This window comes from Variovorax sp. KBW07 (genome assembly GCF_003852515.1).
Lineage (GTDB): Bacteria > Pseudomonadota > Gammaproteobacteria > Burkholderiales > Burkholderiaceae_C > Variovorax.
Genome location: NZ_QAJK01000145.1, coordinates 34,486 through 57,737, shown reverse-complemented (window position 1 = coordinate 57,737; position 23,252 = coordinate 34,486). Strand labels below are relative to the sequence as shown.

Here is a 23,252-nt window from a genome sequence, read left to right as displayed (position 1 = left end):
GAAGCCATCCGCATTTCCAACGGCACGGCCTATGGGTTGTCGTCGGCGGTGTGCACCAACCGGCTGGACTACATCACGCGCTTCATCCGCGAGCTGAACGTGGGCAGCGTCAACGTGCGCGAAGTGCCGGGCTACCGGCTGGAGCTGACACCCTTCGGCGGCATCAAGGATTCGGGCCTGGGCTACAAGGAAGGCGTGCTCGAAGCGATGAAGAGCTTCACCAACTGCAAGACCTATTCGCTGCCCTGGTAAGCACGCATGAGCCTGAGCATTCCCGACATCGTCGGCCTCTTCGAGTCGAAGGGCCACGCGCAGTACGACGGCGAGCCCGTCACGCAACTGGAACACGCGCTGCAGTCCGCGCACCTGGCCGAGCAGGAGGGCGCCGGCAGCGCGTTGATCGCGGCGTCGCTGCTGCACGACCTGGGCCACCTGCTGCACGACTTCGGCGGCACGCCGACGCAGCAGGGCCTGGACGACCTGCACCAGTACCGCTGCCTGCCGTTTCTTCGGGCGCTGTTCGGCCCGGCCACGCTGGAGCCGATCCGGCTGCATGTGGACGCCAAGCGTTTCCTGTGCGCGCGCGAACCGGGCTACCTGGAGGCCCTGTCGGCCGACTCCAAGCGCAGCCTGCAGTTGCAGGGCGGTGTGTTCGACTCGGCGCAGGCCAGCGCTTTCGAGGCCTTGCCGTATGCCATGGATGCGGTCCGCCTGCGGCGCTGGGACGATACCGCCAAGTGCGCCGATGCGAAGACGCCCGACCTGGCGTACTACGCGAGGCACCTGGCGATCGCGGCGAAGCCCACTGCCACCGCACAGCCATGAACGCGGCGAGTGCGGTGAATGCGGCGAGCGCCACGCAACCGCTCGCACTGCAGCGCCGCCAGGCCACGCCGGAAGACATTCCCTTCCTGCTCGACCTGCGCCAGCGAACGATGAACGGCCACGTGCTCGCTTCAGGCGGCGAAGTGAGCGACGCGCACCACATGGCGCGGCTGATGCATCGCTTCGAGTGCGCGCAGGTTTTGCTGGACGACGGCGCGCCGGTCGGCCTGCTCAAGGTGTCGCGCGACCCGCACGAGTGGGTGGTCATCCAGATCCAGCTGGCGCCCAGCCACCAGGGCGGCGGCATCGGCACCGGCCTGCTGGCCGAAGTCATCGGCGAGGCCGCGCGCGCCGGCGTCGACCTCACGCTCAGCGTGCTGAAGGCGAATCCGGCGAAGGCGCTCTACGAGCGCTTCGGCTTCGTCGTCGCGCGCGAATCCGAAATTTCCTATGAGATGCGGCGCAAGCCCTGACACACCGAGAGCCCGACATGCGCCCCTTCTGGATCGAACAGGCTCTTTTCAACGACGGCGACCTGGCGCCCGCGCTGCAAGGCGAACACAGCGCCGATGTCTGCATCGTCGGGGGCGGCTTCACGGGTTTGTGGACTGCCATCCAGGCCAAGCTGCAGGCGCCGGCGCTCGACATCGTGATTCTCGAAAGCGATCTTTGCGGCGCCGGTGCGAGCGGCCGCAACGGCGGTTGCCTGCTCACGTGGTCGGCCAAGTTCCTGACGCTGCGCCGCCTGTTCGGTGAAGACGAGGCGGTGCGCCTCGTGAAGGCGTCGGAGGCCGCGGTGCAGCACATCGCGGATTTCTGCAAGGCCCACGGCATCGACGCCGAACTGCGGCTGGACGGCACGCTCTACACCGCCACGTCGCAAGCGCAGATCGGCACGCTCGATCCGATGATGCAGGCGCTCGAGGCGCGCGGCATTCATTCGTACCACGCGCTGCCGCCGGAAGAGGTGGCGCGGCGGTCGGGCTCGGCGCGCAACCTGGCCGGCGTGTACTCGCCCATTGCCGCCACCGTGCACCCGGGCAAGCTGGTGCGCGGGCTGCGGCGCGTGGCGCTGGCCATGGGCATCCGCATCCATGAGCGCACGCCGATGGTGGACTTCAGCACCGGCCACCCGGCCGTGGTGCGCACGCCCACCGGCAGCGTGCGTGCGAAGAAGCTGGTGCTCGCGATGAATGCATGGATGGCCAGTGCCTTCCCGCAGTTCGAGCGGACCATTGCCATCGTCTCGAGCGACATGGTCATCACCGAGCGCTGCCCCGATCTGCTGCGGCAGATCGGCCTGACCGATGGCGTGTCGGTGCTCGACTCGCGCACCTTCGTGTACTACTACCGCAGCACGATGGACGGCCGCATCATGCTGGGCAAGGGCGGCAACACTTTTGCATGGGGTGGCCGCATGGCCAAGGTGTTCGACGAGCGCTCGCCCTACGAGACCGAGCTGACGCAGGCCCTGCATTCCTTCTTTCCGGCCTTGCGCGGCACGCCGATCTCGGCCAGCTGGAACGGGCCGTCCGACCGCTCGGTCACGGGCTTTCCGTTCTTCGGCAAGCTCGACGGCGCGCCTCACATCTACTACGGCTTCGGCTATTCGGGCAACGGCGTGGGGCCGACCTACATGGGCGGGCAGATCCTGTCGTCGCTGGTGCTCGACCAGAACAACGCGTGGACGCGCAGCCCGCTGACGCACGGGCCGCTCGGCCACTTTCCGCCGGAGCCCATCCGCTACGTGGGCTCGATCGTGGTGCGCAATGCCATCCGCCGCAAGGAGCTGGCCGAAGACCAGAACCGCCAGCCGTGGCTGGTGGACCGCATGCTCGGCAAGCTGGCCAACGCCGCGGGCAAGGCCGACAAGGCCTGAGCCTTTCTGCGCCCGGCACCGGGCCGTGCGCGCCGCAAGCTAGCGCTGCCCGTCGTGGCCCGCGATCTCGTGCGCCGCGAGTCCGCCCACCCTCGGATGGATGCGGCCCCCGTTCGACATGACCAGCGCAAACAGGATCTCGTCGGGGCGCGGCGCGTCCTGGATGCCGATCTCTGCGGAAGAGAAATGGCTGCGCACATAGGCTGCGCGGATGTGGTGCAGCGGCACCATCAGCCGGTAGCCCGCGCAGGCCACGGCCTTCACCGAAGGAACGATGGCCTTGGGGTCGCCGAGCGCCTCCCGCATGGCCCAGCCTCCGGCTTCGTGCCACACGGCGCCATGCTCCATCTCGCCATTCACGCCGACGATGGCGGCCTTTCCGTAGGCTTCGACCTGGTCCTTGCCGAGTGAACGCACCAGCTCTTCGGCAAGGCTCGCGCCGACGGGCTTGAGCGCTTCCATGAACCCGAGCAGGTCGGCCTCGAAGCGGCCGGCATAGGGGTTTCGGATGACCGCGCAGGCCGAGGCCACGAGGATGGGGCGGCTGACGCGCGGCCCGCCCTCGTGAAAGATCATCTCGATGTTGAGGCTGCGCTTGCGGATGTCGATGGCGGGCGGCATGGGGGTTCCGGGTTGCATCGTCATTCCCTGGCGCGCGCATCCGATGGCGACATCTGCATCGGCATCATGTTCTCGTTGGCGTTGTGCATGACCCAGAGCGATCCGGCAATGACGATGACGATCAGCAGCGCCGTGCAGATGAAGATGCCGGTGTTGGAGCGCTGGTCGCTCGACGTGCCGATGTGCAGGAAACAGGCCAGCTGCACGATCAGCTGCGCGACGCACAGCATGACGATCACGGGCAGGCGCATCTGGCGCGGCAGCACGTCGAGCATCACCGCGCCGAACGATGCCAGCGTGAGCACGATGGAAAGAACGAAGCCGGCGGTATAGCTCTTCAGGGAGCCGTGCGCGGTGTTGGTGGTGGCGGCGTGGGAAGCGCTCATGTGAACTCTCGCAGGTAGACGAAGGTAAAGACGCAGATCCACACCAGGTCCAGGAAGTGCCAGAACAGGCTCAGGCAGGCCAGGCGGCGGCGCGTCACGGGGGTGAGCCCGAAGTGGTGGATCTGGTGCAGCATCACGGCCAGCCACAGCAGGCCGAAGGCCACGTGCAGGCCGTGCGTGCCGACCAGCGTGAAGTAGGCCGAGAGGTAGGCGCTGGACTGCGGCACCGCGCCGCGATGGATCAGCTCCGCGAACTCGACCACCTCCATGCCGATGAAGGCCGCGCCCAGAAGGAAGGTAACGACCAGCCACGCCGTGCCGCGCCGCACCCGGTCGGCCTGCAGCGACAGCGTGGCCAGGCCGAAGGTGAAACTGCTCAGCAGCAGCAGCATGGTTTCGCCCAGCACGAACTCCAGCTCGAACAGGCTGCGCCCCGAGGGGCCGTTGGCCGTGGCCCCCGCGAGCACGCCGAAGGTGGCGAACAGCACCGCGAAGATCAGGCAGTCGCTCATGAGGTAGATCCAGAACCCCATCGTGGTCTGGGCCTCGGCGCCGTGGCCGTGGCCGTGGCCGTGGCCATGATCTTCGCCGTGGGCCTTGCCGTGTTCGTCGACCGCGCGCACGGCGTGGCGGCCTGCAATGTGCAGCGTGCTCATGCCGTCGCTCCCTTCAGTTGCGCGAAGCGTTCGCGCTCGATGCCTTCGACCTCTGATGCCGGCACGATGTAGTCCACGTCGTTGTCGTAGGTGCGCGAGACGAAGGCCGCGATCACGCCGGCCAGCGCGGCCGCAGCAACCACCCACATGTGCCACACCAGCGCGAAGCACAGCAGCAGCGCGAAGGCCGAGACGATCACGCCGGCGCCGGTGTTGCGCGGCATGTGGATGTCTTCATAGCGGGCCGGTTGCTTGTATGCGGTGCCGGCTTCCTTGGCGTCCCAGTGCGGCTCGAGCGAGTCGATGCGCGGCACCAGCGCGAAGTTGTAGAACGGGGCAGGGGAGGCCGTGGCCCATTCGAGGCTTCGCCCGTCCCACGGGTCGCCCGTGAGGTCGCGGTTCGACTTGCGGTCGCGCACGCTCACGTAGAACTGGATGAAGGTCGCCAGGATGCCCATGCCGATGACCACCGCGCCGCACAGCGCCACGATGAGCCAGGGCTGCCAGCCTTCGACCACGTAGCTGTTCATGCGGCGCGTCATGCCCATGAAGCCCAGCACGTACAGCGGCATGAAGGCCAGGTAGAAACCGACCAGCCAGCACCAGAAAGACACCTTGCCCCAGAACTCGTTCAGCGTGAAGCCGAACACCTTCGGGAACCAGAAGCTGATGCCCGCCAGGCAGCCGAACAGCACGCCGCCGATGATCACGTTGTGGAAGTGCGCCACCAGGAACAGGCTGTTGTGCAGCACGAAGTCGGCGCCCGGAATGGCCAGCAGCACGCCGGTCATGCCGCCGATGGCGAAGGTCACCATGAAGCCGATGGTCCACAGCGTGGACGAGTGGAAGCGGATGCGGCCGCGGTACATGGTGAACAGCCAGTTGAACAGCTTCACCCCGGTCGGGATCGAGATGATGGTGGTCATGATCCCGAAGAACGCGTTCACGTTGGCGCCCGAGCCCATCGTGAAGAAGTGGTGCAGCCACACGAAGAACGACAGCACGCCGATGGACGAGGTGGCGTACACCATCGAGGTGTAGCCGAACAGCGGCTTGCGCGAGAACGTGGCGATGATCTCGGAGAACGCGCCGAAGCACGGAAGAATCAGCACGTACACCTCGGGGTGGCCCCAGATCCAGATCAGGTTGATGTACATCATGGCGTTGCCGCCAAGGTCGTTCGTGAAGAAGTGCATGCCCAGGTAGCGGTCCATGGTCAGCAGCGCCAGCGTGGCGGTGAGCACGGGGAAGATGGCCACGATCAGGATGTTGGTGATCAGCGCGGTCCAGGTGAACACCGGCATCTTCATCAGCGTCATGCCGGGTGCGCGCATGCGCCAGATGGTCACGATGAAGTTGATGCCCGTGAGCGTGGTTCCCAGCCCCGAGACCTGCAGCGACCATATGTAGTAGTCGACCCCCACGGTCGGGCTGTAGCCGATGCCCGAGAGCGGCGGGTAGGCCACCCAGCCGGTGGCGGCGAAGTCGCCGACGAACATCGACATCATCACCAGCGCCGCGCCGGCCACGCCGAGCCACAGGCTCAGCGAGTTGACGAAGGGGTAGGCGACGTCGCGCGCGCCGATCTGCAGCGGCACGATGACGTTCATCAGCCCGACGATCAGCGGCGTGGCCACGAAGAAGATCATGATCACGCCGTGCGCCGTGAAGATCTGGTCGTAGTGGTGGGGCGGCAGGTAGCCTTCGGCGCCGCCGCTGGCCATCGATTGCTGCACGCGCATCATGAGTGCGTCGGCAAAGCCGCGCAGCAGCATCACCAGCGCGAGCAGGATGTACATCACGCCGATGCGCTTGTGGTCCACCGAGGTGATCCATTCGGTCCAGAGGTAGCGCCACTTGCCGTAGTAGGTAATGGCGCCGAGCAGCGCCGCGCCGAGCAGCACCACCACGAGCAGCGTGCCCATGATGATGGGCTCGTGCAGGGGGACCGCCGAGAGGTCGAGTTTTCCGAGGAGCGACATGGGCTTTACTCTCCGCCCTGCATCGAGGTCGTGGTCGAGACCGCGGCCTGGGGCAGCGTGGTGCTCAGCGGCGTGCTCGGCATCGTGGGCCGCGCGGCCTGCAGGCGCAGCGGGAACTCCGGCGTCGAGGGGCCGCAGATGTCATTGGCGGCCATGTCTTCCACGCTCATGCTCATGTACTGGTTGAGGATGGCGCTGAACAGGCCGTTCTCTACCTGCGCGTAGGTGGCCGGCGGGGTCTTGACGCTGGGCACTTCCAGCTTGCGGTAGGTGTCCATGGAGAGTGTTTCGCTCGACTTTCTTGCCTGCGCGACCCAGCCGTCGAAGTCGCCGCGCGACATGGCGGACGCCTTGAAGTTCATGCCCGAGAAACCGTGGCCGCTGTAGGCGGCGGACATGCCGTCGTAGGCGCCGGCGTGGTTGGCGATCAGGTGCAGCTGTGTCTGCATGCCGGGCATGGCGTAGATCTGGCTGCCCAGCTGGGGAATGAAGAAGGAATTCATCAGCGAATGCGCGGTGAGTTTGAAAGCGATGGGCGTGTCGACGGGCACGGCAAGCTGGTTGACGCTGGCCACGCCATAGTCCGGGTAGATGAAGAGCCACTTCCAGTTCATGGCCACCACTTCCACGCGCAGGGGCGCAACCTCTGACACCAGTGGCTTGTAGGGGTCGAGCGAGTGGGTGGTGCGCCAGATGAGCACCGCGAGAAACGCGACGATGACGCACGGCACGCCCCACACCACGACCTCGATGCGCGTCGAATGCGCCCACTTGGGCGCGTACACGGCTTGCGTGTTGGTCTCGCGGTAGCGCCAGGCAAACCACAGCGTGAGCACGATGACTGGAACGACCACGGCCAGCATGATCCCCAGCGACACGACGATGAGGGTCTTCTCCTGCACCCCGATGTCGCCCTTGGGATCGAACAGCGTCATGCCGCAGCCCGAGAGAAGCACGAGCAGCCCGAGGCTGCTCCAGCGGGCGGCGCGGCCGGCGCGGGTGGCACGCCCGGCGGATTGGCGCACGGCGGATCTGTGGCCCCGCACCGGTGCGGGGCTGTCATTTGGAGGCATACAAGAAACACCCTATGTATGGGTTTATGTGGCGGATATGTCTGGATACTATTTGCCTATGAAGTTGGAAAGAATTAGGCAAAGTGACTCATACATAATCCATACATGAACATTCCGGTCGAACGTACATGGGTCGAGGTCTTCGGCGCGGGCAAGGGCTCGCGCTACCTGCGCATCCTTTCGCTGATCGAGCGGTCCATCGCCGAAGGGCAGCTGCAGCCCGGCGACCGGCTGCCGCCGCAGCGCCGCGTGGCCGAACTGCTGGGCGTGGACCTCACCACCGTGACCCGCGCCTACGCCGAGGCCAAGGAGCGGGGCCTGCTGGAATCGCGCGGGCCGAGCGGCACCTTCGTGTCCGCGCCGGCGGTGGACTTCGCGCAGCGCATCGACCTGAGCATGAACATGCCGCCGGCACCCGAGGGCGTGGAGCTGTCCTCGTTCCTGCGGAAAGGGCTGGCCGAAGTGCTTGCGCGCAACAACGCCGACCTGCTCATGACCTACCACGCGGGCGGTGGCAGCCGCGCCGATCGCATGGCGGGCTGCCGGTGGCTCGAGCCCATGTTCGGGCCGCTGGATGTGTCGCGCATCGCGGTGTGCCCCGGCGCCCAGTCGGCATTGGCCGCGCTGGTGCTTGCGCTGACGCGGCCCGGCGACACCATCCTTGCCGAGCCGCTGGTGTACCCGGGGTTGATCTCCGTAGCCGAGAGCCTGAGCCGCCGCGTGGTGGCGGTGGCTACCGACGAAGACGGCATGCGGCCCGGCGCGCTGGAGCAGGCATGCGATGCGCGGGGCGCGACCGTGCTCTACCTGAACCCGACCATCCAGAACCCCGTGGCCCGCACCATGTCCGCCACGCGCCGCAAGGCGTTGGCGAAGGTGGCGCAGCGCAAGGGGCTGCGGATCATCGAGGACGACCCCTACTGGCTGTTCGAAGAGCAGGCGCCCGAGCCCGTCGCCTGCTGGGCGCCCGCGTCGACCTACTACATATCGACGCTCTCCAAGTGCATCACGCCGGGGCTGCGAACCGCCTATGTGCTCATGCCGGCCGGGCAGGACGAGGCGAGCTTCCTGAACGCCTTGCGCTCGTTCGCGCTCATGGCGTCGCCGTTGCCCACCGCGCTGGCGACGCAATGGGTGCACGACGGCTCGGCGCGGCATCTGCTCGACCGCGTGCGCGCGGAGAGCTGGGGCCGCCACGACCTTGCAAGCGGCATCCTGGGCATGCCGCTGCGCGAGTCGGGCCGCGGCATCCACATCTGGCATGCGCTGCCCGCCCGTTGGACGGCGCCCGAACTGGCGCGCGCCGCGCTGGCCGAAGGGCTGTCGGTCACGCCGTCGGTCGCGTTCGCGCCGGGGGCCGAGCCGTCACCGCCGAACGCGGTGCGGCTCTCGCTGGGGGCGGTGCGCGGGCGTGCGTTGCTGGCGGACGCGCTGAGCCGCCTGAAGGCATTGCTCGAGCGCGAGCCGGGGGCCGGGCGGCGGCTGGTGATCTGATCCAGGCGGACGGGCGGGCGGACGGACGATGACGCCGTGGTGCCGTGGTGCCGTGGTGCGCTTCGCCGGCCAGCACCAGAACTGTCATAAATCCTACGCAGAATGCGCTTTTTTTCGTCCTGACCCGCACGGCAAGCGTTGCGCCGCAGGCGGGACGATCTCTGTGGAATGGTCGCTATGGCGGGAAGAATGGCATCGATCATGGCGTTCGCGCTTGTCGAATGCATGACGCTGGCGGGCGCCGCCGCGCAGGTCGCGCCATCTGCGCCATCTCCGCCACCTTCGCGACTTCCGTCTTCGCAGGCCGAACCCATGTCGTTCGCGCTGCCGTCGCAGCCATTGCAGGCCGCGCTGGAGCAGTTCATGACGGCCACCGGCCAGTCGGGCCTGTACGACAGCGCCATCACCCGGGGGCTGGTGTCGGTCGAGGTCTCGGGCCCGATGACGCCTCAGGCGGCGTTGCGGCAGATGCTCTCGGCCAGCGGGTTGGCGCTGCGCTACGCCGCGGACAACAACACCTTCACCCTGATGCGGGCAACGTCGAAGCCCGAAGAAGCCACGGTGCATTCGTCCGATGCACCCGATGCATCCGATGCACTTGGCACACCCGAATCCCGCGAGGCCTACTACGGGCTGGTGCAGGCCGGCGTGCGCAAGGCCTTCTGCACCGACTCGCTGACGGCGCCCGGCAACTACCGCGTGGCACTGAGCCTGTGGATCGACGCCTCGGGCGCGGTCAGGCAGGTGCATCTGCTGGACGGCAGCGGATCGGCCGAGCGCGATGCGCGCATGGCGTCGCTCTTGCGCGGGATGTCGCTGCCGGCGCTCGCACCGCAGTTGCAGGTCAGGCAACCGCTCACGCTGCTGGTCATGCCGCGTGCCGGAGACTGCATTGGCTAGGCCGTGCACTGCGCCGCGCTCGCGGGCACTTCTTTCCTTGCGCCGCTGAAGCATGCCGGCAAGCAAGCTGTCCTCGCTGCGCGAGTCGCTCGTCGCGCACTACGACGAACTCAAGAAGCGCCTGAGCTACCGCCTGGGCAATGCCGACCAGGCCAGCGACGCGCTGCACGATGCCTACCTTCGCCTCCAGAGCGAGGACGCGAGCGCGGCGGAAAGCGCAATCACTTCGGTCGCCCATCCGGTGGCCTACCTCTACCGCATGGCATTCCACATTGCCGTCGACGACATGCGCACCGCGGAGCGTCGGTTGACCACCGGCGAAATCGACGACCTGCTTGAAATGAGCGATCCCGCGCCGGGGCCGCAGCAGATCGCGCAGGGCCGGCAAGACCTGGCGCTGATGCTCGAAGACCTGGAGGCACTGCCGCGCCGCCAGCGCGAGATATTGCTGGCCGTGCGGCTGGACGGCACGTCGCGCGAGAAGCTGGCCGAGCGCTACCGCATCTCCCTGCGCACGGTCGATCGCGAACTGGAAAAAGGCTATGCCTTCTGCCTGCAACGCATGAGGCGCGAATGAATCCGATGGCAGTTTTTTCGACGTGCACACGTCTTGTCTGGATGGAGCAGTAGACGTGGCCGACATCATTCCACCTTCAGGGGCTTCCTCCGTCCAGCAACAGGCCGACGCCTGGGTGCTGTGGCTGCAGTCCGGGCGGGCCACCACGCGCGACGCGCAAAGCCTGCGGCAGTGGTGCGCGGCGGATGCGGCGCACGCGCAGGCCTTCGAACGCGCCAGGAGCGCCTGGCATGAACTGGGCGAAACGGGGCGCCTGTTTCGCGCGGCGCATCCGCGCGACGCCGTTGCGCCTGCCGGGCGCAGGAGCCCCGCGCGCCGCGCGTTCCTCGGCGGCGCACTGACGGCCGCCGGTGCCGCGGCGGCCACGGCGCTGGTGTATCCACCGCTGGGCCTGTGGCCTTCGTTGTCGGAGCTTGGCGCGGACTACCGCACCGCCGTCGGCGAGCAGCGCCGCATCGATCTGCGGGGCGGCATTCAGGTCGTGCTGAACACGCAGTCCAGCCTGAGCGTCGATGCGACGGGCGAGCGGCGCGAGATCGCGCTGCGCTCGGGAGAGCTGGCCCTCTCCAGCGACGGCACGGAACGCGCGATCGACATCGTCGGGCGCAACGGCCGCGTGCGAATGGAGCGGGGCGAAGTGGAGGTGCGCCTCCTGCCCGCGAGCGTGTGCGTCACCTGCGTGAGCGGCGGCGCGCAACTGCGCCATCCGTCGGGCACGTTCGCGCTGGCGGCGGGCGAGCAACTGACCTACGACGCCCACGCGGTCGCGCCGCGGACGACGGCGCATGCCGCGTCGGCCTGGCGCAGCGGTGCACTGGTGTTCCGCGACACGTTGCTGGCCGAAGCCGTTGCCGAGATCAATCGCTACCGGCCGGGCCGCGTGGTGCTGCTGAACGCGCAGCTCGGCGAGCGCAGGGTGAGCGGCAAGTTCCGCATCGCGCACCTGGACCAGGCAATCGACAGGATCGAGGAAGCCTTCGGTGCGCACGTGCGCAGGCTGCCAGGCGGGATGGTGCTGCTGAGCTGAGGCCGTGTGACAGCGATGTCATAAAAAAAGCGGGCCGAAGATGGCAGTTTCCGGTTGCGAGAACACGTCACGAGCAGGAGGCCGGGGAGCGATCCCCGCCACCGTTGCGTGAACCGTGCACCGCCATCCGTGAAAGAAATCTTCCATGTCCGTTGACCGCCCAGGCCCAGAGAAAAAAGCAACCCTTGCCGCGAGCCACCCGCCAGAAGGGCAGGGCCATCGCACACAGGCCGAGCGCGAAGTGCCGCTTCGCGCGCGCCTGAAGCCGCTGGCGCATGCGCTCATGCTGATGCTGGCGGCCGGCGGCTCGATGCAGGCCGCGCAGGCCCAGCAGGCGTTGGGCGCGGCCTGGTTCGCCAGCAAGGGCGCGAACCAGAATGCCGCGGCCATGACCGGGCGGCTGCTGAACGGGCAGGCGGCGTCGAGCCTCAACCCTTCGCCGGACCAGCAGCGCATCAACGCACAGGTGCAGCGTTCCATCGGCAATCTGGCCTCGGCCGCGCAGGCGGTGGCGGCCCAGCAGGCTGCGCAGTCCGCCGCGCGCCAGGCGGCGCTCAATGGCAACGCCGGCGTGCCCGACGGCCTGGCCGAAGGCGGCCTCAAGGTGGACACCAACAGCCTCACGGCAGGCTGGACGAACGCCAATGCGCCGGTGCAGACCGGCGCGGAAGGCAAGGCCCACGTGGCGATCCGGCAGACGGCCGACAAGGCCATCCTCAACTGGGAGACCTTCAACGTCGGCAAGAACACCGTGGTGCAGTTCCAGCAGCAGCCCGACTGGGCGGTGCTGAACCGCGTGAACGATCCGCAGGCGCGCCCGAGCCAGATTCGCGGGCAGATCAAGGCCGACGGCACGGTGATGCTGGTCAACCGCAACGGCATCGTGTTCAGTGGCAGCAGCCAGGTGAACACGCGCAGCCTGGTGGCGTCGGCGCTCGATTTCTACGGCGGCGCCGACATCGAGGACGGGCAACCCGCCGGCATGAGCGCCACGCAATGGGCGAAGGCAAAGACGGCCGCGCGCGACAAGGTGTTCAGCGACGGCCTGCTGTCGCGTCCGCCGTTGCCGGGCATGGCCGGCTCGGGCGGCAACTACCCGCTGACCTTCAGCGACGGCACCAACCTCAACGAGATCACCGACCGCGCGAAGCGGGGCGAGGTGTATGCGAAGGGCGATGGCGTCACGGTCGAGGCCGGCGCGCAGATTTCGACGGGCAGGTACGGGCAGGCGCTGCTGGTGGGCCACAACGTGGTCAATGAAGGCACGGTGTCCGCGCCCGACGGCCAGGTGCTGATGGCGGCGGGCCGGGCCATGTCGCTGTCGGCGGGCACCACGCGCTACGAGCGCGGCGACCTTTCCGACACACCCATCCGCGGCTATGCGATCACGGTGGACCGCGGCGGCCAGGTCACGAACAGCGGGCTGCTCCAGGCCACGCGCGGCAACGTCACCTTGCGCGGCGCCAACATCGCGCAGGACGGCGTGCTTGCCGTCACGCATGGCGCCGAGGCGCAGGGATCGATCATCCTCAGTGCCTACAGCGGGGCGCTGGGCAGCGTGGCCGGCTACCGCACGGCGTGGACCACCGGCCTGATGGTGGGCGACGTGCATTTCGGCAGCGGCAGCCTGAGCGCGATCCTGCCCGACGACAGCGGCCAGAAGGTGACGGGCAACCCGTACAAGCCGTCCGACTTGGAGGTCTACGGCTACCAGATCCTGCTGAAAGACGCTGCCCGGGTGTATGCGCCCGGAGGCTCCGTCAAGTTCACGACGGAGCCGACCGGCTGGCCCTTTGCGGATTTCACGCAGTCGAATACCTCGCGCATCTACATGGGCCGTGGCGCCGTGGTGGACGTCGCCGGCCTGGCCGGCGTCGAGCTGCCAATGGAACGCAATGCGCTGCAGGGCGAACTGCGCGCGAACGAGCTGCGCGACAACCCCGTGCTGCGCGACAGCAGCCTGCGCGGCAGCAAGGTCTTCTTCGATCCACGTCGGGCGGGCAAGCTGGTCGATGGCAGCGGCATTGCCGACCTGTCGGGCTACCTCGGGCTGATCCAGCGCGACGTGAACGAGTTCATGACCACTGGCGGCACGATCTCGATGAGCGCCGCGGAAATCATCGCCCGGCAGGGCTCCGTCATCGATCTCTCGGGCGGCAGCGTGCGCTACCTCGACGGCTTCACGCGGAGCACGCAACTGATCGGTCCGGGCGGGCAGCGCATCGGCATCGAGCAGGCCAGTGCCTATGTGCCCTACACGCTGGCCGGCCAGTTCGTGTCGTCGCACCGGCGCTGGGGTGTGTCGACCACCTATGCATCGCCGATGTTCGGCTCGCAGCCGCATTTCGAGGTCGGCTACGACGAGGGCCGGGCCGCGGGCTCCCTCGTCATCGAGCTCTCGAACCGGGCGGACAACGGCGGAGGCACCCGGCAGCACTACCCCGACATGGTGCGGCTGTTCGAGGGTGAGGTGCGCGCCGATGTCGTTCGCGGCCGGCAACAGGTCGATGCGCCCAAGGGTGCCGGCGTGACCGACGTCACGCGCGCCTGGCGCGAACGGCCCGCCGCCGCGCAATTGTGGTTTCACACCCGGCGCGGGCTGACCGACCCGGTGGCCGATCCGTTCGGGGGCAACATCACCATTGCCGACCGCGCGCCGCTGCTGGGCGACGGCTTCCAGTTCGACAGCGCGCTGTTCGACTACGCGAAGGGCGCCGCATCGCTGGTCGATGGCATCGTGGCGCACGAGCACGTGCTGCCGGCCTCGTTCTTCGACGGCCACACCTTCGGCACCGTCAGGCTGTCGAGCGGGCGCACCAGCGACCCCAGGGTCTCCTTCGATGCGGACGGCAAGCAGCAGGTCTCGTTTCCGACCGGGCCCGCCGGCGTCCTCACGGTGGGCCAGGGCGTCACCATGAACCTTGGCGACTACGGGTCGCTGGCTTTCACCGGCCGCCAGAGCCGCATCGACGGCACCATCCGCGCGCCGGGCGGATCGGTGCACATCGAGAACCTGGTGGCCCCGTTGCTGGGAGCCGCCGGCACCGACAACAACTGGGACGACATTCCCCAGCCGATGCGCCCCACCTTCCACCTGGGCGCCACCGGCGTGATCGACACCGCGGGGCGCTGGAGCAACGACTTCGCCGATGTGCGCGCCGGCAAGCTGCCGCAGCCACCGGTGCTCAACGGCGGAACGGTGGAACTGGTGGGCCACAACATCCTGCTGGACAAGGGCTCGCTGATCGACGTCGGCGGTGGCGGGCGCCTGGGCGTGGACGGCAAGACGCTCACGGTGGGCAACGGCGGCGCCATCCTGCTCGACAACGGCACGCCGTTCATGAATGCCGTGCCCAACGTCAGCCAGCCGCCGGAAGGCCGGCTGGAAATGAACGGCACGCTGGCCGGCCATGCGCTGGGCAAGGGCGGGCGGCTCACGGTCAACACGCCCTACGAGGTGCTGGTGTCCGACCTGCCCGCGGAGGCCGGCAGCGTGCTGGATGCCGGCGTCAAGGCGCCGCGCGAACTGCGGCTTGCCACGGACACGCGCGTCGTGGCCGGCACGCGCCTGCTGTCCGACCTGTTCTACAACGGCACCAAGGATGCCGGGGGCCAGTGGATGCTGCCGCCGGATGCAAGGCTCGCGCAGCCCGCCGAGGCCGACTTCTCCAAGCGCACGGTGGTGACGCAGGCCGACTGGGTGGTGCCCGAGGGCGTGTACCTGTACGACGAGGTGTACAACTACTACGAGCCCGGCACCACCATCGCGCGGGGCACGCAGATCGTCTACTCGGAGCTGGCGCTGCCGGCCGGATTCGTGGCCCCATCGAATGTCTTTCCGGACGGCGTTCCGACCGGCGGTACGGCGCGCCTGGTGCAGCCGGCCGGCGTTCTTGCCACGGCACTCGCGTTGCCCAGGGGCACCCGGCTGCCGGCGGGAACCACGCTGCAGCAATCCGTGGAGGTGGTGGCACCCCGGGTGATCGGCTCGGCCTTCTTCACGCAAGGCGGTTTTTCCAGCTACGGCCTGAGCGGTGCGTGGGGCCTGTCGGTCACGTCGGGCACGGTGGTCGCGCCGACCACCGACAAGCTGGTGCTGTCCGCCCCGGCCAATATTGCAAGCGGCGCGCGCCTGGCCAGCCTGGCAACGCAGCCCAATTCGGGTGTCGCGCTGGTGAACTCCTCCGCCTTGCCCGAAGGCCAGCGCAGTCCGATGGAATTGATCCTGTCGACCGCGCCCGCCGAATTCGCGGAAGACGGCGCGAGCCGGCCGCTGCACATGACGGGTGCGAGCCGAAACAACATCCACTGGAACACGGTGGCCACCAACCCCGGCAAGCTGTCGCTCGATGAAGGCAGCGTCATTCGCATGGAGGCGGGCTCGCGCGTGCTGCTCGATTCGTTGACGGACGTGTTCGCAGGCGGCACCGTCTCGACGCCCGGCGGAGCGATCCGCATCGCGCCCTACGGCATTGCCGAAGATGCCGAGACACCGCCGCGCGTGCGCATCGGCGAGCATGCGCAACTGCTGGCGCCGGGCTACCAGAAGTCGGTCATGGTGAACGGCGACGAGCGGCGTTCGCTGGTGGCGGGCGGAACGATCGAAATCGGATCGACCGCGCTATCGCCCTGGCTGATGGTCGGCCGGGGCGCCGTGCTCGACGTGTCGGGCAGCCATGGGGTGGTGGACCTCTTCCACGGCACGGGCAACCGCCTTCTCGGCGACCGGGGCACGCGGCCCTACGTTGCGCGCGAGGCCGATGGCGATGCCGGTGCCATCGAAGTCTTTGCACAGGCGGGGTTGATCGCGGGCGACCTGCGCCTGGCACCGGGCGGCAGCAGCGGACGGGGCGGCAGGCTTGCCGTGAGCACCTCCGCGCTGGACGGCCTGCTGCTGCGCCAGTCCGGCGCAGGCATTGCGGAGGTAGGCAAGGGCAGCGATTTTTCCGCCCCGGGGCTCACGATCGTGGCCGACAGCATCAACCGCTCGGGCCTGGACGAATTGGCGCTTGCCACGCCGGGCACCAGCCGGGGCCCGGTCGATGCGGGCATCGTGTTCGACGGCGATGTGTCGCTGAAGGCGCGCCGCTCGATCACGCTGACCACGCCGCAACTGCAGCGTTCGACGGCGGCCGGCGGCAATGTGGAAATTGCCGCGGCCTATGTGGCATGGAACGGCGGCACCGATGGCGTCGTCGAGATCCGGCCGTTTGCAACAGACCTGAACGGCAGCCTGACGGTGCGCGCCGACCTGATCGACCTCGGCGGCTATCTGCAGCTTGGCTGCAGCAGTTGCGATCCCACCGATGCGCTGCCACATGGCAGCGGCGGGTTCGGACGCACCGCGTTCATTTCGTCCGGCGATATCCGGCTGGTATCCGGCCTGTCGATCGGCGGCGAGGTGCCCCTGCCCGGGACCAGCACCACGGGCGGCATCATGTCGGGCGGTGCACTGTCGTTCAGCGCGGCGCAGGTGTATGCGATGTCGGGCCAGGGCGTCCAGTTCGACCGCTCGGACAGCGACCCCGGCTTCCTGGTTCGTTCCGGCGCCGCCATCGAGGTCGTGTCCAACGGCGCCGCCTCGCCGGTGCCGCTGGCCTTCGGCGAGCGCCTGACCTTGCGCGCCCCGGTGATCGAGCAGGCCGGCGTGCTGCGCGCACCGCAGGGGCAGATCCGGCTGGAGGCGAGCGAAAGCCTGCGCCTGCGGCCCGGCAGCCTGACCTCGGTGTCGCTCGAAGGCGCGACCGCGCTGTATGGATTTGCCGACGGCGTGACGGCTCAATCGGCGTTCATGCCCTACCGGGCAGCGGGGCAGACCGCCACCAAGTCGGTCACGCTCAGCGGCCCCACGGTGGACCTGGCCCAGGGCGCGGTGGTCGACGTGTCGGGCGGCGGCGACCTGCTCGGCCTGCGGTTCACCGGCGGCAATCGCGGTTCGCAGAACCTGCTGGCAAAGGCTGCCGGCTATTTCGCCGTCCTGCCGAGCCTGGGCAACGCACCCGCGCCGCTGGGGCAGAACGAAGGCCAGTACGACCCGCGCCTGAAGGTCGGCGATTCCGTGTGGCTGGAGGCCGCGCCGGGGCTCAAGGCGGGCTACTACACGCTGTTGCCGGCGGCCTATGCGGCGCTGGACGGCGGCATGCTGGTGAAGCCCATGAGCGGTGCTGGCGGCACGGCCTCGCCCGTGGCCGCCACCGCACGCGCCGACGGCGCCATGGTCGTCAGCGGCTATCGGGCCGTGGCGAACACACCGGTGCGCGATGCGGCCTACGGCAGCTTCCTGCTGATGGACGGCAAGACGTGGCAGCAATACAGCGAGATCGCCACCACGTCGTTCAACCGCAACGTGGAAGAAATGGCCGCGTCCGCCAGGGTGCCGGTGCGCACGGCGGCGGATGCGGGCTCGGTCGTGATGGCCGCGACCCAGGCACTGAACCTCGACGGCACCGTTCGCTTCGATGCCGGCGCGGGCCGCCAGCGCGGGTTGCTGGACATCTCCTCGCCGAAGATCGCGCTGACCAGCGATGGCGCATCGGTGCCCGTGCCCGCCGGCTACCTGCAGGTCGATGCGGGCAAGCTGGGCGCACTGGGCGCCGGCAGCATCTTGCTGGGCGGCATGCGTCCGCGCACTTCCAGCAACGACGCAAAGCCGGCCGACACGAAGCTCGCCGTCACCACCACGGCCAGCGACGTGCTGGTGGTCGGCGGCACGCGCTACACCGGCGCCGAGTTGCTGCTGACAGCCACCGGGGCACTGACCATCGGCGACGGCGCGATGCTGGTGACCAACGATGCGGCCGGCAAGGGCAGCGCGATTCCGTTGGCACTGGCCGGCGACGGCGCATTCCTTCGCTTGTCGCCGGGCGCGAGCGTCGACATTTCCCGCAAGGGCGCCAGCGGCGCGACGGGCTCGCTCCTGATCGGCGAAAACGTCGTCATGCGCACGCCGGGCTCGCTGAGCTTCGACGTCACGAAGGACCTGGTGCTGGCAGACAGCGCCTTGCTCGACACTGCGTCGCTCGACCTCGCTGCCGTGCGCATCAACCTGGGCGCGGTGCCGAAGGGCACCAGCGGCACCACGCTCGGCGTGTCCACCGTGCAGCGGCTGGCAAGCTCGACCAACCTCGTGCTGCGCGGACATGAGTCGATCAACTTCTACGGAAATTTCGTGCTGGGTTCGCGCGATGGCGGCGGCAACGCGACGTTGTCGGCGCTGACGCTCGACACCGCGCTGCTGCAGGGCCAGGGCGACGATGCGCATCTCGCCGTGCGCGAGCTGACCCTGAAGAACAGCGGCGATGGCGTGGCCACGCCGCCGGTGGTTGGCGGTGGCGGTGGCGGCGTCTTTGCGCTCGACGTCGACAGGCTGGTCTTCGGCCCTGGCATCTCCAGCCTGGCTGGCTACGCCGCGCTGACCGGCCGCGCGGGCGACGTGCATCTGCGCGGGCAGGGCGCGTTCACCGTGAACGGCGACGTGGACCTGTCCACCGGCCGCGTGGCCGCCGGGAGCGACATCGATGCATTGACCGGCGAAGTCCGCATGACCTCGGACCATGCCTTGCGCGCCACGGGCCGCCTGGCATTGCGCTCGGGCAGCGTGTCGCCGGGCCATGAGGCCCTGCCCGCGGGAACGCTGGGCGGCAAGCTGATGCTGTCGGGCGGCCAGGCACTCATCGACACCCGCATCGCGATGAACGCAGGCCGGCTCGACATTCGCGCGGAAGGCGGAAACCTGGCGCTGGGTGCGCAAGCGGTGCTCGACGTTTCGGGCCGCGCGATCGATTTCCGCGACGTCGCCAAATTTGCGCCGGGCGGCGAGTTGTCGCTGAGCGCGACCGGTGATGTCGAAGTTGCTCCGAGCGCGGTGCTCGATGTGTCGGGCAGTGCGCGTGGCGGTGCTGCCGGCGGCTTGCAGGTCAAGGCCGGAGGCCATGCCACGCTGGCGGGCCGGCTGCTCGGCAACGCCAACGCCGGGTACGGCAGGGGCCGCTTCACGCTCGACGCGCTCACCACCGATTTTTCCGCGCTCAACACCGCCCTGAATGTTGGCGCCTTCAACAAGGCGCGCGAGCTGCGCCTGCGCGGGCAGGACATCGTGCTGGCGACGGGCGAGCGCATCGATGCGAACCAGCTGACCTTGCGCGCGGACGCGGGCCAGGTGCGCATCGGCGGCACCATCGCCGCCGGTGGCAACGAAGACCGCGACACGCCCGACGGCGGCCGTGTGCGGCTGATCGGCGGCAACGGCGTGCAGCTGGACGGCACGGCACGCATCGAGGCGCGAGCCGCGACGGCGCAAGCCGCCAGCGGCTCGGTCGAACTGGTGGCCGATGGTGGCCGCGTGTCGATGGCCGGCGGCGCGCTGGTCGACGTGTCGGGCGGACGCGAAGGCGGCGGTCGCGTGATGGTGCGTGCGGCCCGAAACGGCAATGCCGTGGCGGCCGACACCCACGCCACGGTGCAGGGTGCACGCGAGCAAACGCTGGTCGGCATGCAGGACTACAGCGCCACCGAGATCGACGCCGCCATGGCAAGCCGCCTGCTGGGCGATGCATCGGCCTGGCTGGCAGGCGCCACGCCCGTGGCCGGCTGGGACGTGGGCGCCGGCATGCGCGTGCGCAGCGCCGGCGACCTGACGGTCAGTTCCAACATCGATCTTGGCGGGCTCCAGGGCGCCGGCTACCTCGGTTTGGTGGCGGCGGGAGACCTGCGCATCGACGCGACGCTGAGCGACGGCTTTGCGAGTGCCGCGCGCGATGCCGTGCTCGACAGCGGGCGCTCCTTCAGCTTCGAGATGGACAGCGGGCGCGACATTCGCCTGGCCGCCGGCCAGATGGTTCGCACCGGCACCGGTGACCTGCGCATCAACGCTGGCCGCGACCTGCTGCTGGCCGACAACGCCGCCGTGATCTACACCGCCGGCGCCAGGGCGGCCACCGCCGCGGGCTTCGACGGTTCGCTGTACAGCACCAGCAAACTCTCACCGGGCGACCGCGTGATCGGCGAGTTCCCGACGCTGGGCGGCGACATCGTCCTGAGCGCGGGGCGCGACATTGCCGCGCCGCTCGTCAGGCAGACGACTTCGGCCTGGCTGTACCGCCACGGCGCGGCCTCGTGGAGCGGCGTGCCCGAGGCTTCGCAGGTGATCGACCAGACGAGCTGGTCGGTCGTGTTCCGCAACTTCGAGTCGGGCGTCGGTGCGCTGGGCGGCGGCAACGTGGCCGTCAACGCGGGCCGCAACATCAAGGACCTGGCGGTGGCCATCCCGACCACCGGCCACATGACCACGCCGGTGGGCGGCCATGCGGGGGACGGCGACATCGTGATCCGCGGCGGCGGCAATCTCGACCTTCGCGCCGCGGGCGACGTGCAGGGCGGCGTGTTCGTGCTGGGGCGTGGCCGTGCCGACGTGGCGGCGGCCGGCAATGTCGGCGCCGGCGGCGACATCACCGCCGTGCGGCGCGGGCAGTGGGAGGCGCCGGAACTGCGTTCATTGAACCCGCTGTTCGGGCTGATGGACGCACAGGCGCGCGTCACGGCCGGTGGGCACCTGGCCATCGAAGCCGCGTTCGATCCGGCGATGCAGGGCCAGGTCTGCGAGAACCTGGTCGGCAATTGCTCCGGCAACAGCAACGCCGAAGCGCGAGGCTCGGCCTTCTACAGCAACACGCCGCGCACCGCGCTGAATGCCGTTTCGCTGGGCGGCAACCTGCGCTACCTGGACAACGCCTGGGCCTCGGCCGAAGTCAGCCGCACGGGCAAGGCCGAGTGGCGGGTGCTCATGGAGTTGCCCAGCTTTTTCCCGCATGCGCCGCTCTCGGTGCTGGCCGGTTCGCGCATCGCGCCGGGTGCACTGCGCCTTGTTGCCGCAACGGGCGACACGACCGTGCAGCCTTTCGTGGTGCAGCGCGATTTCGGCTTGACGCTCGCGGCCTCGCCCACGGGCACGCTGGAGCTGCTCGCCAACCGGAACCTGTCGGTCAACTATGGCGCCGACATCTCGCAGTCGATCAGGCTGCTCGACATTGCCGCACCCTATGTGCGCGGCATGTCGGCACCCATGACGACGGCCGGCATCTACAGCTACGGCGTCGAACCCATCGAGACCGATGCGCTTGCCGTGATGGGCAACAACTTCTACCGGGGCTTCACGCCGCTGCATGCCGCGGACACCGCGCCGGTGCGGCTGGTCGCGCTGTCGGGCTCCATCGGCAATACCCTGAATCTTGCCGACGGCTGGAGCCTGGTCTCGCCCAAGCCGGTCGACGTGTATGCCGGCCGGGACATTCTTCGCTCGGCGGTGGTGGCGCAGAACAACAACCCGCGCCAGGTTTCGCGGCTGGTCGCGGGCCGCGATCTGCTGAACCCCCGCATCTCCATCCTCGGCGAAGGCGAGCTCTGGCTGGAGGCCGGCCGCGATTTCGAGATGGAGCTGAAGGGCAACGGCAGCATCCAGGCGCGCGGCAACATGGCGGAGCGAGGCGGGGCGCCCGGCGCCATCAATCTCGCGCTGCCGGACCGCAGCGCCGACATCCACGTCATTGCCGGCACGGCGCAGGGCGTCGACTACGACGGCTTTGCAAGGCGCTACCTGGACCCGGCCAACCTGGCGGACCCGTCGGTCGGCCTGTCCAACGCGGCCAATGCCGGCAAGGTGGTGCATACGTACGAGCGCGAACTCGACGAGTTCCTCGCGCGCCAGGGCATCGACGGCGTGACGCCCTCCAACCGGCTGGCGCTGCTCGCGGCGTTGCCCGCACCCACGCGCAACGCGTTCCTGCAGCAGGTGCTGATCGACGAGTTGCGTGCCACGGGCATCGACTACAACGACCCCGGCAGCAAGCGCTTCCAGCAGTACACGCGCGGCTATGACGCCATGGGCCGGTTGTTTCCCGCGGGTGGCGCGCCGCGTGCGGGCGATGGTTCCGCCGGCGGGCGTGTTGCGCTCAATTCCAGGCTGGTCGAGACGCAATCGGGCAGCAGCATCACGCTGCTGGCGCCGTATGGCGCGGTCACCATCGGCGATTCGGTGACCGAGCCTGGCGATGCAAGGAATGGCGGTGTCATCACGCGCCGCGGCGGCGATGTGCAGATCGTGGCCGACCGCAACATCGACCTGGGCATCTCGCGCGTCTTCACGCTGGGCGGCGGCGACATCCTGATGTGGACGTCGGGCGGCGACATCACGGCCGGCGCGGGCGCCAAGACCTCGGTGATGAACGTGCCGCTGGTCTACATCATGGACCGCGACGGCGTGGTCACGGTGGACAGCTTCGGCCTGTCCACCGGCGCAGGCATCGGCGTGCTCGATGCCTTCACCGGCACGCGGGAACGCAAGAAGAGCCGCCTCGACCTGCTGGCCTTCAAGGGCGAGGTGAACGCGGGCGATGCGGGCATTCGGGTGCTGGGCGACGTCAACATCGCCGCGCTGCGCGTGGTCAATGCCGACAACATCCAGGTGCAGGGCAAGACCACGGGGCTCGCCACGACGGCGCCCGTGAACATCGGCGCGCTCACCGATGCCAGCGCCGCCGCTTCGCAGGCGGCCACGGCGGCGCAGGAGGTGGTGAAGCGCGAGCGTGCCGCCGCGCGGCAGGCGCTGCCATCGGTCTTCACGGTGCGGGTGCTGGGCTTCGGCAACGAGGCCGGTGCGCATGGCGACGAGCAGTCGTCAAACCGCCCGGACGCTTCGCCGCGCGTGGACCCGCGCAGTGCGATCCAGGTGCTGGGCGACGGCGTGCTGACGCCGGGGCAGCAGGCGCTGCTGACCCCGGCCGAACGCCGCAACTGGAAACCGTGAGGCGAAAACCGTGAGGCGCAAACCGTAAGGCG

At 68.8% G+C, this 23,252-nt stretch carries 14 protein-coding genes; 9 read left to right on the top strand and 5 right to left on the bottom strand.

Annotated features, from left to right (window positions below):
• The 4 genes from DBV14_RS26825 to DBV14_RS26810 all read left to right on the top strand — a co-directional run.
• Positions 1-252 (top strand): aldehyde dehydrogenase family protein (locus tag DBV14_RS26825; RefSeq protein ID WP_124463882.1); only part of this gene is annotated, 252 nt, incomplete at its 5' end.
• A gap of 6 nt (positions 253-258) precedes the next feature.
• A complete protein-coding gene (locus DBV14_RS26820) occupies positions 259-825 on the top strand; it encodes a phosphonate degradation HD-domain oxygenase (protein WP_124463880.1) in 567 nt (188 codons plus the stop codon).
• Entirely contained in the window at positions 822-1,298 is a 477-nt protein-coding gene (locus tag DBV14_RS26815) for a GNAT family N-acetyltransferase (RefSeq protein WP_124463878.1), read from the top strand. The genes DBV14_RS26820 and DBV14_RS26815 overlap by 4 nt, the downstream gene beginning before the upstream one ends.
• A gap of 17 nt (positions 1,299-1,315) precedes the next feature.
• Positions 1,316-2,704: an FAD-dependent oxidoreductase gene (locus DBV14_RS26810; RefSeq protein WP_124463876.1), complete on the top strand. Its 1,389-nt coding sequence runs from the start codon at positions 1,316-1,318 to the stop codon at positions 2,702-2,704.
• A 39-nt stretch (positions 2,705-2,743) separates the two neighbouring features.
• On the opposite strand, the gene DBV14_RS26805 is transcribed toward DBV14_RS26810, so the two are convergent.
• From DBV14_RS26805 to cyoA, 5 genes are read right to left on the bottom strand one after another with little or no spacing between them, the layout of a single operon-like run.
• On the bottom strand, positions 2,744-3,343 hold the full coding sequence (locus DBV14_RS26805) for an amino acid synthesis family protein (protein WP_260397243.1): 600 nt from the start codon (positions 3,341-3,343) through the stop codon (positions 2,744-2,746).
• 2 nt (positions 3,344-3,345) lie between these two features.
• On the bottom strand, positions 3,346-3,711 hold the full coding sequence (cyoD, locus tag DBV14_RS26800; protein ID WP_124463874.1) for a cytochrome o ubiquinol oxidase subunit IV: 366 nt from the start codon (positions 3,709-3,711) through the stop codon (positions 3,346-3,348).
• Positions 3,708-4,367, bottom strand: coding sequence for a cytochrome o ubiquinol oxidase subunit III (gene cyoC / locus DBV14_RS26795; RefSeq protein WP_124463873.1), 660 nt, complete (start codon positions 4,365-4,367; stop codon positions 3,708-3,710). The genes cyoD and cyoC overlap by 4 nt, the downstream gene beginning before the upstream one ends.
• A complete protein-coding gene (cyoB, locus tag DBV14_RS26790; protein WP_124463871.1) occupies positions 4,364-6,349 on the bottom strand; it encodes a cytochrome o ubiquinol oxidase subunit I in 1,986 nt (661 codons plus the stop codon). Before cyoB ends, cyoC begins: the two co-directional genes overlap by 4 nt.
• Before the next feature lie 5 nt (positions 6,350-6,354).
• A complete protein-coding gene (cyoA, locus tag DBV14_RS26785; RefSeq protein WP_260397244.1) occupies positions 6,355-7,311 on the bottom strand; it encodes a ubiquinol oxidase subunit II in 957 nt (318 codons plus the stop codon).
• A 216-nt stretch (positions 7,312-7,527) separates the two neighbouring features.
• Between cyoA and DBV14_RS26780 the strand changes: the two genes are divergently transcribed.
• The 5 genes from DBV14_RS26780 (at position 7,528) to DBV14_RS26760 (ending at position 23,220) form a co-directional block, all read left to right on the top strand.
• On the top strand, positions 7,528-8,916 hold the full coding sequence (locus DBV14_RS26780; protein WP_124463869.1) for a PLP-dependent aminotransferase family protein: 1,389 nt from the start codon (positions 7,528-7,530) through the stop codon (positions 8,914-8,916).
• A gap of 201 nt (positions 8,917-9,117) precedes the next feature.
• Positions 9,118-9,816 (top strand): STN domain-containing protein, encoded by a 699-nt coding sequence (locus tag DBV14_RS26775; RefSeq protein WP_124463867.1) that lies wholly within the window; start codon positions 9,118-9,120, stop codon positions 9,814-9,816.
• Between the two features lie 52 nt (positions 9,817-9,868).
• Positions 9,869-10,393, top strand: a complete 525-nt coding sequence (locus tag DBV14_RS26770) for an RNA polymerase sigma factor (protein WP_124463865.1) — start codon at positions 9,869-9,871, stop codon at positions 10,391-10,393.
• Between the two features lie 55 nt (positions 10,394-10,448).
• On the top strand, positions 10,449-11,420 hold the full coding sequence (locus DBV14_RS26765; RefSeq protein WP_124463864.1) for a FecR family protein: 972 nt from the start codon (positions 10,449-10,451) through the stop codon (positions 11,418-11,420).
• 145 nt (positions 11,421-11,565) lie between these two features.
• Positions 11,566-23,220, top strand: a complete 11,655-nt coding sequence (locus DBV14_RS26760) for a filamentous hemagglutinin family protein (protein ID WP_124463862.1) — start codon at positions 11,566-11,568, stop codon at positions 23,218-23,220.
• The last annotated feature ends 32 nt before the right edge of the window (positions 23,221-23,252 follow it).